Source organism: Rahnella sp. P4_A8 (assembly GCF_056402435.1).
In genome coordinates this window covers 152,946-167,260 of the sequence record NZ_JBFUHK010000001.1, presented here as the reverse complement: position 1 = coordinate 167,260, position 14,315 = coordinate 152,946, and the positions used below count along the sequence as shown (strand labels likewise).

Here is a 14,315-nt window from a genome sequence, read left to right as displayed (position 1 = left end):
TAGTTGACGCAGGGCCGGTGATAAGTTCAATCTTAATGCGCGGTCTGGTCAGGTGGTCAGGTGGTCTGCTGGTCAGGCCATCAGACCGACATATGATTCAGCATCAAACCGAACATTAATGTGACCGGGATAACAGATCTGGGATTCAGCATGAACACGGAGAAAATAATGGCATTACCCACCCTTAAAGTTGAACGGCTGTATCGCCAGATTTCTAATGTATTGATTAACTGCATTAATACCGGACAGTTTGCCCCGGGCGCGATGATCCCGTCTGAACGGGATTTGTCTAAACAACTTGGCGTCAGTCGTTCATCTATCCGTGAGGCATTGATTGCGCTGGAGATCACCGGCTGGGTGGAAATCCGTACCGGCAACGGCGTGTACGTCAGCGACCCGTTGCCGCAGGCCACACCTGCGGTGCAAACGGTAAGTACCGAAGAGGAATTCAGCCTGCAATCGCTGGTGAAAGCGCGTCAGGTTTATGAATCTATGACAGCAGAACTGGCGGCGATTAACGGCACCGACGAACAGCGTGAAAAACTGAGAGCTATCGCCCGGGAATTAAACGAACTGAATGCTAATAACGACGCTTTTCTCGAAGCTGACCGCCGTTTCCATATGATGATCAGCGAAATGACCGGCAACGAAGTGCTGCACGATATGATGGGATATTTGTGGGATAAACGTCGTTCACGTCGGTTTATGCGTCTGGAGAGTCATTACACCGAAGTGGATTTTGCCCGTGAAATGAATGCCGATCATCAGGGGATTTTAGACGCGATTCTGGCGCAGGATGGCGCAGGGGCGAAGGCAAGAATGAGCCGGCATTTACAGCATGTGTATGACCAGTTATTTGCGGAATAAATGCAGAAAGACGGACAACTCCCTCCCCTGCGAAGGGGAGGGTTGGGGTGGGGTATTAAGGTCAAAATCTAAACCTGAGGTTTACTCTTACCCGGTTCTAGCCCTTAAAACCCCCTCCCGTCCTCCCCCTTCGCAGGGGGAGGAGCAAACCAAAACCTTGCTTACCGGTTTCATTCAGCTCGGATACGGCACCCATCCCCCGCCATTCAGGCGAATATAGATTTTCCCCTGATATTCCATCACCACTGAGTTCTCATTTTCAGATACCAGCGGCGTTTGTGGCAGGTTCGAACCGAAGGTTTTCCAGTCCATCGTCGGGCTGGTAAACACTTTGCCATCGACTGCGCGGGCGACCATTTCTGAAATCGCCTGATAGCTGCTCTGGCCGTCAATTTTCATTGGTGATGGCGCGTGCGGTGCCTGCATCCCAAAGAATTTCACCCCGACAGGAATGTGGGTAATGCCCGGACTCGGGATATCACGCAGACCCGAGATTTGCATCTTGTCGCCCACCAGCGCGGCGCCGTGTTCAGGCACCACCACCAGCATCACTTTGCGGCCGGATTTATCCAGCTGATCCATAAAGATATTCAGCTGATTCAGCAGAGTTTGCGCACGGTTATGATAATCAGCGCCCTTATTGCTGCCCACGTAACGGTTGCCGTCATGCAGCGGAATCAGGTTAAAGAAGGTTGCGGTGCGTGCGGTACCGGCTTTCTCCTGATTCTCCAGCCAGCGGGAGAACAGTTGTCCGTCGTTGAAAATCGGTGAGCCATCAAAGGACGTCAGCTCATAACCCAGACCGGCCTGGGACATCAGCGGAACTTTCATGTCAGCATCATCACGCAGGTTACCGATGTAATTACCGAACACACCCGTATGGTCCATTGCCAGCTGAGGCGTGAAGCCCAGACGCGCGAGATCGTCAAACAGATAACACTGCTGACCGGCAGGCTGATACAAATCATGATGCGATGTCTGACCGCAACTGGCGCGCAGCAGACGGATGGATGCCGGGCCGCTGTAGGCTGTGGCTGAATTGAAATTGCTGAACACAAAATCAAAACGCGACCACAGCGGTGAATTCGAAAGATTCACGGCGTCCAGATCTGACCAGGCCAGCGAACAGATGTTGATCACCAGCAGGTCAAACGGCTGTGCATCGGCAGGAAGTGCGTCGGGGAACTTCGTCGCCTTACGCCGTTCGTTTTGGTAGAACTGCTCTAAATAAGCGTTCAGGTTGGCATTGGTTGGCGGGCCGTTCACGGTGTTATCAGTGGCTGATGGCGCAACGGTCACTGGTGTCGTTACGGCATTTTGGGCGATAGCCGGTGGCGGCGAATGTGCGAAAAACGGTGTGATCAGCCCGCTGAGGTTAAGCCACAGCAGCGCAATGACGGTAAACGTGGTCAGCCGGATCCACTGGGATATAAACAGATAACCGACCAGCAAAGCGAAACCGATGGCAATCCACTGCCAGTTGATAAAGCGATCGGCCAGTTCGAGCAGATAACTGAAACTGAAGCCTGCTACGTCCGCCCCCTGATTGACAATTGAACGCCAGCCGGGCAGCCAGGTATCGTGATACAGCAACGCCAGCCCGAAAGGCAGGGCAATCCACTGTCTCCAGCGGTGCAGGCGCAGCGAACGTAACGGGAATAGCAACACGGCGGCAAAGACGACATTGCTCAGGGCATCAAAATTCAGATAACCCTGTGAAAGCAGAACAAATTTGAGTAAAAAATAATAGTTCCAGGCACCGAGGCCGCGCCAGGATTGCCAGATCCGCAAACGCGGCGAAGAAGATTGCGATTCGTTCATAGTGAAGTTTTGGATTTTCCTGTAGCCGCAGAAGTTTCAGGCAAAGTAGCGGAGCGTTTGCGGTTCTTATTGATGCTGCTGATGGTCATGGGGGTTAAATAACGCGGCGACAGAAATCGCGTCGCAAAGCGGTTTTTCCAGCGCGGCAAACGGCTACGCAGGGCATATCCCAGCGGGATAAAAATCACCGCCGCCAGAATAAAGATTTCGATAATATCCTGAATATCCATCTCTTTTACTCCTGCGCCTGAATAACTGGCGTATCGCTCACGGCCAGCGTGATGGGAACGGGCTGATGAACCTGGGCACGTTTTAAAGGTTCAGTTTTATGCGCCACAAAAGGCTGCGCTTCAGACACCGGATTTGCCATCGGCGGCCTGGCGGCCAGACGCAAAACTTCCGTGCGGATATCCAGCTCCTGACTCCAGAACGTCTGGCTGGTGAACACTTCTTTGACCGGCAGATTAAACAGAAACGCCAGCACATTTTCGACGTCGCTGACCTGACAGTTCGACAGGAAAAGATACAGATGACGTCCGGTAACGGTCAGAATATCGCCGTCGCGGCGCAGCGAACACAAAGACATCGCCTGCTGCGGGCTGATCCCGGCGGCAGGGCGCAGCGAAATTAAAATGCCCCGGGATTCCGTCGCCAGCGCGGCGTGATTCCAGATATCGTGCATGACTTCGCAGAAAACCGGCAGTGGCAGATAACCCTTATGATGCGTGGGCAGGCGGCTGTCGAGCAGCAGCCCGATATCATCCGGCACATGGCGGGTATAAGTGAGATTTTGCAGGTCATCGAGCAAGGTCAGAAAGTTGGAGAGGCGCGCTGCTTGTGGCACAACCAGATTCGCACCACAGGCCTGGAGCAGACGCTGATCGACATAGCGCAAAGAAGAATTCATTTCGCGCACGACAATTTTTAAACCATTGCCACGCTGCATGCGTAAACGATGAACCTGACGGGCCAGCACTTCCACTTCGTCATTACCGGTGAGGGCGAAAATGACCGTCGCCGATCGCGCATGTGCCGCGCGCTCGCTCAGCGCCTCATTATCATCGAACAGGAACCAGCGTTCTGAAAGTGCAGGTGCGCCTTCAAGCACTGAGCGTTCGGCCAGCAGCATCCACTGATCATCGCCGGTTTGTTCGGAAACAGCGGCAGAGGCGTTCTTTTGAATTTCCCAGCCGGTCAGGCGGCGCGTCAGTGGATAAAGCGTATTAGCTTCTGCCCCCAAATTGTCATGCCACCAGGAAACGCCCCACTGGTTCGGTTCAACATCTGTTTTCAAATCCGCAAGACCGCATATATTGCGATGGTATAAATGAAGCTGAGTTTTAACCGCATTAATACCGGCTCCATAGCAGATAATAAGGATAGTTGCACCTTTATTATTGACACATGCGCTCATTTCACTCAGCCAGCGGACCCATTGTTTATCATTTACTGCCTGCCAGGTACTGACCGGAAGTAATAGAATCATTAATGAGGCTGAGTGAGCAGGCAAACGATTAATATCCGCTGCAAGAGAGAGAAATGCTTTCTTCCCATTCGCTAACAGGTAATAAAACGTTTTTTTCTGATATTTTTTTAAATAAGTGAGAAGGATATCATCGTCAGATAGCCTGTTTTCTTGTGCAGTGCAAATTAAATTGTGCTGTGGGAAAAAAACGTTGACCGGAACTTCACCTTGCTGAGCCTCAACCGTTTGTCCGCAAAGATGATAAGCGGCTTCCTGACTTTCGGTGTTAACCCAGTAAAGCCCCTGAGCCTGCATCCGGGCTAATCCATTCCAGAATTGCTTCATGCCCAATGAAAAGGAGAGTGCCATATAGTTAATCTGCTTGTATCGTTTTTGATTAAAAGTCTGCTTGGGACACACTGAGAAATGTGAGTATAATAAATTCTATCATTGCTACATTAAATAATCATAATACTTCACAATAATGTTTGATACTAAAAAGCCCAGACAGGTAAGCGCATTTTGGCTGTCGTGGTATCAGTATTTAGATTGAAGCGGGGAGAAAGAATCGGTGGGAGCCAATATTGTAGACCCGGAGGAATCCGAACCGACGAAAGATGATGATTTCTTTGCACTGAGTCACCTTTTTTCTTTGTCAGAATTAAATTATGTCGATATAGCCCGTAAAGAAAAGATTCCGCAACTAATGTCCCGCTGGCCGCTACTGGCTGAGCTGGCGCAATACGGTGAACGCGGCGCGGAGAAAAAATAATATGGCTGTCATTGCCTTACAGGGAATTCGTGGCGGTACGGGCACCACTTCAGTCACGGCTGCGCTGGCCTGGGGTCTTGCGCAATTAAATGAAAAGGTTCTGGTCATCGACTTTTCACCGGAAAACTTACTGCGATTGCACTTTGGTATGCCTTTCGCTCAGGCTCGCGGATGGCGCTATGCGCACAATACAGGAGAGCCGTGGCAAAACTCCGCACTGCGTTACCACTCTCATCTTGATTTCCTGCCTTACGGGCATGCCACGACCGGCGACGCCAGTCAGCCGGATTTTGACTGGCAAAAGGCGATCACTCAGCTTAAAAATACCGGCGTATATGACTGGATCCTGATCGACTCTCCGGCAGCCGATCCGCTTACCGCGCAAAAAATTGCCGACAGTACGGTAGTGCTTCTCCACGCCGATACCCAGTCACACACCCGTTTACATCAGTATGTGCTGCCAGCCAACGGGCGCTATCTGCTCAATCAGTTCATTCCTTCCAGTCAGTTACAGCAGGATATTTTGCTGTTATGGCAGGAAACTTTACCCGTTTTGATTCCGGTGATTTTACACCGCGACGAAGCCATGGCGGAGTCACTGGCGGCGAAACAACCGGCAGGGGAATGGAATAGTAACAGTAAAATCAGTCGCGAAATTAACACGCTGGCGAACTGGTTCCTGCTGCATTTGCGCCATTCAGGGGATGTGCATAGCCAGACAATGGGGTGGAGTCCGGAAAAATGAACCGCGTGCTCAACCTGTTTCTGGTGCCGCCGGTAGTTTTCGAATTACAAAACCGCTACCGGTACTATCGCGCCAGCCACTCCTCACGGACCGCCGCTGGCGTAATGATTTTCTGCGTGGCGCTTAGCTGGCTGTTTTTGCGTTTTGAATCCCCAGTCTGGCAGCGTGTTAAAGCACAACGCACCCGCTGGTATCCGCAGATTTCGCCGTCGCGCCCGCGTCTGGCCGATCCGCTGCGCTATATCGTGCAAAGCCTGTGGTTGCTGATCATCCTGCCTGCTGAAAGCCGGCGCGGACGTGTGATTCACACCCGCTGGCCACAGCAGTTGCGCAAAAAAGTCCATTTGTGGCTCGAATTATTGCCTGAACAGGTCACACACAGTCCGCTGGAAATTAAGGTCACGCGCCGTATCGGCAAAATGAGCCGTCTCGGTAAACGTATTCTGGTCTGGATGACCGCACTGGTGGCGCTCACCCTGGCGATGTTCTGTATTTCTCAGCCTTTTAGTTACATCGCACAGTTCGTCTTCGTGGTGCTGCTGTGGAGCATTGCGATGATTATTCGCCGTATTCCGGGCCGCTTCCCGGCGCTGATGATGATCGTGTTGTCGCTGACCATTTCCTGCCGTTATTTATGGTGGCGCTACACCTCAACGCTGAACTGGGAAGATCCGCTGAGTCTGATTTGCGGCCTGCTTCTGTTAGGTGCCGAAACCTATTCCTGGACGGTGCTGGTGCTGGGCTATATCCAGACCCTCTGGCCGCTCAACCGTAAACCGGTGCCGATGCCTGCGGATGTCTCGACGTGGCCGACGGTGGATCTGCTGATCCCGACGTATAACGAAGATCTCAGCGTCGTGAAACCGACGCTGTACGCCGCGCTGGGTCTCGACTGGCCCCGGGACAAACTGACCATTTATCTGCTTGATGACGGCAACCGGCAGGAATTCGCCGATTTTGCCCATGAAATTGGTGTGAAATACATCGCCCGTGAAACGCGTGAAAATGCCAAAGCGGGCAACATCAATAACGCACTGAAACAGGCGAAAAGCCAGCTTGTGGCGATTTTTGACTGCGACCACGTGCCGACCCGTTCTTTCCTGCAACTGACGGTCGGCTGGTTCTTTAAAGATAAAAAACTCAGCATGTTGCAAACGCCGCACCACTTTTTCTCGCCCGATCCGTTCGAACGTAATCTGGGCCGTATGCGCCGCACGCCAAACGAAGGCGAACTGTTTTACGGACTGGTGCAGGACGGCAACGACCTGTGGGATGCCAGTTTCTTCTGTGGATCCTGCGCCGTATTGCGCCGCGATGTGCTTGATGAAATCGGCGGTATCGCCGTAGAAACGGTCACTGAAGATGCGCACACGTCTCTGCGGATGCACCGCCACGGTTACACGTCGGCGTATATTCGTATTCCGCAGGCGGCGGGGCTGGCGACAGAAAGCCTCTCTGCTCACATCAGCCAGCGGATCCGCTGGGCGCGCGGCATGGTACAGATATTCCGCCTCGACAATCCGATGTTTGGTAAAGGGCTGAAGCTGGCGCAACGGTTGTGTTACGCCAACGCCATGTTGCATTTTCTGGCCGGTATTCCGCGCCTGATCTTCCTCACAGCGCCCCTGGCGTTTCTGCTGCTGCATGCTTACATCATTTATGCACCGGCCGTTGCCATCGCACTGTATGTCTTGCCGCACATGATCCATGCCAGCCTGACCAATTCCCGCGTACAGGGCAAATACCGCCATTCGTTCTGGAATGAAATCTACGAAACCGTGCTGGCCTGGTATATCGCCAGGCCAACCACCGTGGCGTTGTTTAATCCGCATGCCGGGGCTTTCAACGTCACGGCCAAAGGCGGCCTGAATAAGCACGCTTACGTTGACTGGAAAATCAGCCGCCCGTATCAGATCCTGATGTTGCTCAATCTGGCCGGTTTATTCTTCGGTGCTTACCGCATTGTTTATGGCCGCCCGGATGAAATCCTGACGGTGCTGGTGAGTATGGCGTGGGTGATTTACAACATGATTATTCTGGGCGGGGCGATTGCCGTGGCGTTCGAATCCAAACAGGTGCGTCAGGCACATCGTGTAGAAGCCAGAATGCCCGCGTCACTGTTAAAACCCGACGGACACATTTATGTCTGCACCATTCAGGACTACTCCGACAACGGTGTCGGACTGGAAACCCAGAGCGCAAGCCAGTTTCATGCCGGTGACAACGTCACGTTACTGCTTCACCGTGGACAACAGGAATATACCTTCCCGATGCAGATCAGCCGCGTGTTTGGTGAAAGCATCGGCATGCAGTTACTGCCATTAACCACCCAACAACATATCGATTTCATCCAATGTACGTTTGCCCGGGCCGACAGTTGGGTATTACGCGAAGACAACTTCCCTGAAGACAAACCGATGGAAAGCCTGCGTGAGGTGCTGGGGTTGGGGATCCGTGGCTATCTGCGGATGCTGGACATCGCCCCGCAACGCTACCGTCCGCTGGCGTCCGGAACCCGAACGTTTGGCCGCTGGCTGCTGTCTTTCGCTCCGCGTAATCCGCCGCTTGCCGTTCAGCCTGATGAATACAACCTGATGATGACAAAACAATGAAAAGACTTCCGTTAACCACTTTTATGGCATCTGCCTTGATGACATTGGCGTTGGGTTCTGTGGCTCCGGCCTTCAGTGAACAGACGCCTGCACCGGTTGTACCGGGCAACGCCACGCCTGCGCCTGAAGTGACCCTGCCGATGGTGGCGCCTGCGGTAAACCCGATGATTATTCCGGGTGCGCCGGTGCGCAGCGTGACATTACCTTTTGCCGATGTGGCACCGCGGCCGGGTGCCATCACCTTGCGCGGTATTCAGCCGAACGGACAGATTGAGTTCGGTGTGCGCAGTGACGAAGTGGTGACACAGGCCACACTGAATCTCGAGTTCACGCCGTCGCCATCGCTGATCCCGGTTCAGTCGCATCTTAAGGTGTATCTCAACGACCAACTGATGGGCGTTGAAGTGATTGATAAAGACCAGCTCGGCAAGAAAAATCACCTGCAGATGACCATTGACCCGCGTTATGTCACCGACTTCAACCGCATCCGTCTGGAGTTTATTGGTCACTACCAGAACGTCTGTGAAAACCCGGCGAACACCACCCTGTGGCTGGAAATCGGCAAGGGCAGTTCGCTTAGCCTGCAATATCAGAAACTGCCGCTGAGCAACGATCTGGCACATTTCCCGGTACCGTTCTTTGATGCGCGCGACAGTCGTCCGCTGAGCCTGCCGATGGTCTTTGCCACGTCTCCGGATGCCGGCCAGCAACAGGCAGCGGCGATTCTGGCCTCCTGGTTCGGTACCAAAGCCCAGTGGCGCGGGCAATCCTTCCCGACGTTGTATAACCAGTTGCCGGACAGCCACGCGGTGGTGTTTGCAACCAATGGCAAACGCCCTGATTTCCTCAACGAATTGCCGCCGGTGAAAGGGCCGGTGGTGCAGATGATCAGCCGCCCGGATAATCCGTACATCAAAATGCTGCTGATCCTCGGTCGTGATGATCAGGACTTACTGACGGCAGTAAAAGGCATTGCGCAGGGGAATATCCTGTTTCGTGGCGAAACGATCGGCGTCGATAAAGTGGACAGGATCCAGCCACGCCAGCCGTATGACGCGCCAAACTGGGTGCGTACCGATCGCCCGATGAATTTTGGCGAACTGAAACAGTATGCGGAACAGTTACAGTCTGACGGCATCCAGCCGAATCCGATCACGCTCAACATTAATCTGCCGCCGGATCTGTTCCTGATTAACAGCTCCGGTATCGATATGCGGCTGAAGTACCGTTATACCTCGCCACAGCTGAAAAACACTTCTCGCCTGAGCATCAGCCTGAATAACCAGTTTGTGCAGGATCTGACCCTGAAAACCGGACACGATGAGGATTCACAATTACTGCATCTGTCCCTGTTACAGGGGCTGCTGGATGGCAGCAAAGACCTGAATATTCCCGCGCTGAAACTGGGTGCGGTTAACCAGATGCGCTTCGATTTTGACTACACCTCGCTGCTGGCGAGCGGCACCGAAGGGCGCTGTGAAACCTATAACACCGTGCCAAATCATGTGGTGATAGATGACAGCTCCACTATCGACTTCTCCGGTTACCGCCATTTCATGGCGATGCCTGACTTGCGCGCCTTCGCCAACGCCGGTTTCCCGTTCAGCCGCCTGGCGGATTTATCCCAGACGTTGCTTGTGGTTCAGCCGCAACCGCAACCGGTTCAGTTAACCACGCTGCTTGATACGATGGGCAATATTGGCGCACTCACCGGTTATCCGGCGCTTGGCGTGGGGCTGACCGAAGATGCGGCAAAAGCAAAATCCACCGACGCTGATCTGCTGGTGATCGGCAATCTGCCTGCGGATTTGCGTGACGACAGCATGCGCGATGAGAAAAAGGCCAGCTTACTGATCGAGGCAGCGCGCGATGCGGTGAATACGCCAGTCCGCCAGACGTCGTTACCGGATAACACGGCACCGGCCAGCGATGCGCGGGTGGATGCCAGCGCGCAAATCAGTGCGCAAGGCCCGATTGCGGCGGTTGTCGGGTTACAGTCGCCGTACTTTGATCAGCGCAGCGTGGTCGCGCTGATGGCAAACGGTCAGCAGGGCTTCGAAATGCTGAACAAGTCGATGCAGGATAGCAAACAGAGGGCGCAGGTCTTTGGCTCGGTGGCGGTGGTGCGTGATTCCGGCGTCAGCAGCCTGAAAGTCGGCGATACCTATTATGCTGGCCATTTGCCGTGGTGGGAGCGGGTATGGAACGCCCTGGCGAACCATCCGGTATTGCTGGCGGTTATGGCGGTGATCGTGGTGATTCTGGCAGCAATCCTGTTGTGGACCGGTTTGCGTTCTCTGGCCCGTCGTCGTCTGTCTGATGATGACCAGGAATAAGTCCGTGAACACACAGCGCACAAACCTGCTTTTGCGCAGCAGACTGGCCCTGACGATCGGACTGGCCTTGCTGGCTGCGCCTGCGGTTGCAGCCCCCGTTGTTTCACCGGAACAATGGTTACTGGAACAGGTGCGGGTCGGTGAAGCCAGTCATCAGGACGATCTGGTGCGTCAGTCCCTGTTTCGCCTGGAATTAATGGATCCGCAAAACCCGAAAGTCATGTCCGCCCGTTTACGTTTGCTTCTCCGCGAAGGCGATCAGGCCAAGGCACAGCAGCAACTGGAAAAAATTAAACAGGTTTCGCCTGGTTCGGATGAATACCGGCAGGCGCAGCTGAGCCTGAAAATCGCCTCCCCGGAAATGCAGCAAAAACTCCAGCAGACGCGGTTACTGGCAACGGCAGGGCGGCTCGATGAAGCCAAAGCGCAATATGATGAGTTGTTTGGTGGCCAGCCGCCAACGCTGGATCTGGCAGTAGAATACTGGCAACTTATTGCGCGGCTGCCGGGGCAAAAAGCCCGTGCGCAGTCACAGCTTCAGGCGCTGAATAATCAGTATCCGGGTGATGTGCAGTTACGTCTGCAACTGGCGCAGATGGCGTTTGATGAAGGGGATAACGCCAAAGCTGTCGGGCTGATTAAGCAAATCGCCGCCACCAATGAAGGGCGTTCTCCGGCCGCTGATTTATGGCTGCAGAAGATTAAAGACCAGCCTGTGGGCAACCCGAGCGTCGATGCCTTGCAACAGTTTATCGCCACGTTCGACACCGGTCCGCAGGTGATTGCCGCGCAGCAGGAACTTCAGCGCCAGCAGGCGTTACTGGCCGATCCGCGTTATCAGGCGCGACTCCGTGGTCTGGCGCAGATTAATAATGGTGGCTCCACCGGCGCGATTGCACCGCTGAAGCAGGCATTGCAGGCGCAACCTGACGATGCTGAAGTCCTCGGTGCGATGGGGCTGGCTTATTCCCGCGCCGGTAACCGCCAGCAGGCGCTGACTTTGTTTCAGCGGGCGAAAGCCGCCGAAACAGATGGCTATAACGCGGGTAAATGGAACAGCCTGATCCGGTCCAACAGCTACTGGCTGAAAATCGAACAGGGCGATAAGGCATTGAAAACCGGGCTGCTTGATCAGGCCGAAGCGGCTTACAACCAGGCGCAACGTCTGGACTCCCGCGACCCGTGGGCGCAGATCGGGCTTGGGGATGTGGCGGTTGAGCGCAAAAATGACACGCAGGCGGAGCAGGCTTACCGCCGCGCACTGAAGCTGGAGCGCGATAACAGTAGCGCCCAGCGCGGGCTGGCGAATATCTATCAGCGTCAGTCACCGCAAAAAGCGCTGGATTACATTAATTCATTGCCTGGTGCATCGCAGGCGAAACTCAGCGATAAACAGCGTGGACTGCAAAGTGACGTTGTCACTGCGCAGGCGCAAAAATATGCCGCCGAACACAACTGGAATCAGGCTGCGAACCGCTATGGCGAGGTACTGAAACTCAATCCGGACGATGTCTGGACGGCCTACCATTATGCCAGTGCCCTGCGTGAGGCGGGTGAAACGGCGCAGGCGGATGCGGCTTTTGCACAGCTTGCGGCGAAGCGTCCGGTGGATCCGCAACAGGTTTACGCTTATGCGTTGTATCTGTCCGGTTCCGATCGTGACGACGCCGCACTGCGCCATCTTAATACCTTGCCGCAGGCGAAATGGGACGACAACATGCGCGAAATGGCGCAGCGCATTCAGCTCGGTAAAACCCTGACCGCCATTGATACTTCCCTTGCTGCCGGTAATACCTCGCAGGCGAAACAGCAGTTGCAGCAGGCTGATCTGCATGAACTCAGCCTGAATCAGCAACGACAGGTCGCCATGGCCTGGCGTGATGTCGGTGAAACCACCAAAGCGGCGGCGCTGTTACAACCCTTGAAAACGGCTGCGCGTTCACAACCGGACGGACAAGACAAGGCGCTGATTTATCGCAACGCCGCCAACCTTGAGCAGCAACTCGGACAGCCACAAACGGCGCGTCAGGATTACGCACAGGCGATGGTCGCCAGCGGCATCACCGGTAAAGTGCCAGAAGATAACGACAGCTATACGCGCCTGACCCGCAACAATGCCACGGATGACTGGCTGAAACGCGGTATCCGTTCAGACGCGCATGATCTGTACCGTCAGCAGGATGTGAATTTCACGCTGGACACCGATTCGTGGACATCAAGCGGCACGCCGGGGAAATCTGATCTCACGGCCAACACCACCATGTTGCAGGCGGATATGCCGGTTTATCAGGGGCGCGGATTCCTGCGGGCCGACTGGGTGCGGATGGATGCCGGAACCTTTGATAACGAAGACGGTAATTACGAAGCCAGTTTCGGGACCTGTAGCGATCAAAACTGCCGCCGTTACCGCAGCCAGAACGCCAATGGCGTCAGCCTTGGCGCAGGATGGGAAAATGACAAGTGGAAAGGCGATTTAGGCACCACGCCACTGGGTTTCCCGGTTGTAGACTGGGTCGGCGGGCTGGCTTACAGCGGTGACTGGGGCGATATCGGCTGGACGACCACGGTGTCGCGCCGTCCGGTTTCCAGTTCGTTACTTTCTTTCGCGGGCGCAAAAGATCCGGGTACCGGCACCACCTGGGGCGGCGTTCGCGCGACCGGTGCCAGCCTGGGATTAAGTTACGATCAGGGGCAGGCTAACGGCGTGTGGGCTGATCTCAGCGCGCATCAGCTGACCGGTGAAAATGTCGAAGACAACACCCGCGAACGCCTGATGGGGGGCTATTACTACAAAGTCATTAACGAAGATAACCGCCGCGCCACGGTGGGGCTCAGCTCCATGCTCTGGCATTACCAGAAAGATCTCAGCGGTTACACGCTGGGACAGGGCGGTTACTACAGCCCGCAGCAATACTTCTCACTCTCCGTACCGGTCAGTTATCGCCAGCGCACGGAGAACTGGTCATGGCAGCTTGGCGGTTCGGTCTCCTGGTCGCGCTCCTCAACCAGCGATCAGAAACGCTATCCGATCCAGAATCTGATCCCGGATTCATTACCGGATAAAAATGCCATCGAAACCGGCAGCAGTGGATCCGGTTTTGGCTATACATTGCAGGCACTGCTCGAACGGCGTGTCAGTTCTCACTGGACCGTCGGCGGGGGGATTGATATTCAGCAGGCGAAGGATTACACGCCAAGCCACTTTCTGCTCTACGCGAGATATTCGATGAGCGGCTGGCAAGGGGATCTGGATATGCCGCCGGAACCGTTAGTGCCGTATGCGGACTTTAAATAATGCCAGACCGGGCATTAGGGCGGTTTCTCGCTTGCAGCGAGGGCTTGATCGAGACAATTTCGGTTTATTAATAACGGCTATCACTCTGCTTTGATCGCCGAAACCGACCAAAAGGGGCCATGACGGGCCCCTCTTGGATCTCCCACGTCTTAAACTGCGCGCTATCGCGGGCACGACGGACATGTTCATTAGCAACAGTGAGTGGCGTAAAATGTCATCGCTGCGCGATTCCCGAGTTTCAGGTTTCGAGCCTCGGGTCTCGAACCATTCACTCGGTGCCATTTTTGAGCACGCCAATCAACTTATTAAAAAGACGAAAAACAGGCTGTCTTTGAATTTAAGATCGTGCGGGCGTTTCAGAAAGCTTGCTGAATGAGAGGTTGCAGACCTGAGGCTGCAATC

9 protein-coding genes are annotated in these 14,315 nt (G+C 54.5%); 6 read left to right on the top strand and 3 right to left on the bottom strand.

The window, feature by feature from the left end:
- Window positions 1–168 precede the first annotated feature (168 nt).
- On the top strand, window positions 169–867 hold the full coding sequence (locus AC1DUO_RS00725; protein ID WP_013575458.1) for a FadR/GntR family transcriptional regulator: 699 nt from the start codon (window positions 169–171) through the stop codon (window positions 865–867).
- Window positions 868–1,041: 174 nt separating this feature from the next.
- On the opposite strand, the gene bcsG is transcribed toward AC1DUO_RS00725, so the two are convergent.
- Genes bcsG through bcsE form a run of 3 tightly spaced genes read right to left on the bottom strand, consistent with a single transcriptional unit; the run spans window position 1,042 to window position 4,522 of the window.
- Window positions 1,042–2,688 (bottom strand): cellulose biosynthesis protein BcsG, encoded by a 1,647-nt coding sequence (gene bcsG, locus AC1DUO_RS00720; protein WP_013575459.1) that lies wholly within the window; start codon window positions 2,686–2,688, stop codon window positions 1,042–1,044.
- Window positions 2,685–2,918, bottom strand: coding sequence for a cellulose biosynthesis protein BcsF (bcsF, locus tag AC1DUO_RS00715; RefSeq protein WP_013575460.1), 234 nt, complete (start codon window positions 2,916–2,918; stop codon window positions 2,685–2,687). The genes bcsG and bcsF overlap by 4 nt, the downstream gene beginning before the upstream one ends.
- Before the next feature lie 5 nt (window positions 2,919–2,923).
- Window positions 2,924–4,522, bottom strand: a complete 1,599-nt coding sequence (bcsE, locus tag AC1DUO_RS00710) for a cellulose biosynthesis protein BcsE (RefSeq protein ID WP_379670819.1) — start codon at window positions 4,520–4,522, stop codon at window positions 2,924–2,926.
- Window positions 4,523–4,724: 202 nt separating this feature from the next.
- Here bcsE and bcsR point away from each other — a divergent pair, with 202 nt between their 5' ends.
- Genes bcsR through AC1DUO_RS00685 form a run of 5 tightly spaced genes read left to right on the top strand, consistent with a single transcriptional unit; the run spans window position 4,725 to window position 13,913 of the window.
- Window positions 4,725–4,925 carry a cellulose biosynthesis protein BcsR gene (bcsR, locus tag AC1DUO_RS00705; protein WP_013575462.1) on the top strand — a complete coding sequence of 67 codons (201 nt, stop codon included), beginning with the start codon at window positions 4,725–4,727 and terminating at the stop codon, window positions 4,923–4,925.
- A 1-nt stretch (window position 4,926) separates the two neighbouring features.
- Window positions 4,927–5,670: a cellulose biosynthesis protein BcsQ gene (gene bcsQ / locus AC1DUO_RS00700; RefSeq protein ID WP_477986184.1), complete on the top strand. Its 744-nt coding sequence runs from the start codon at window positions 4,927–4,929 to the stop codon at window positions 5,668–5,670.
- Entirely contained in the window at window positions 5,667–8,282 is a 2,616-nt protein-coding gene (gene bcsA / locus AC1DUO_RS00695) for a UDP-forming cellulose synthase catalytic subunit (RefSeq protein WP_477986182.1), read from the top strand. The genes bcsQ and bcsA overlap by 4 nt, the downstream gene beginning before the upstream one ends.
- Window positions 8,279–10,618, top strand: a complete 2,340-nt coding sequence (bcsB, locus tag AC1DUO_RS00690) for a cellulose biosynthesis cyclic di-GMP-binding regulatory protein BcsB (protein WP_448311518.1) — start codon at window positions 8,279–8,281, stop codon at window positions 10,616–10,618. The genes bcsA and bcsB overlap by 4 nt, the downstream gene beginning before the upstream one ends.
- 4 nt (window positions 10,619–10,622) lie before the next feature.
- Entirely contained in the window at window positions 10,623–13,913 is a 3,291-nt protein-coding gene (locus AC1DUO_RS00685; RefSeq protein ID WP_477986181.1) for a cellulose synthase subunit BcsC-related outer membrane protein, read from the top strand.
- The last annotated feature ends 402 nt before the right edge of the window (window positions 13,914–14,315 follow it).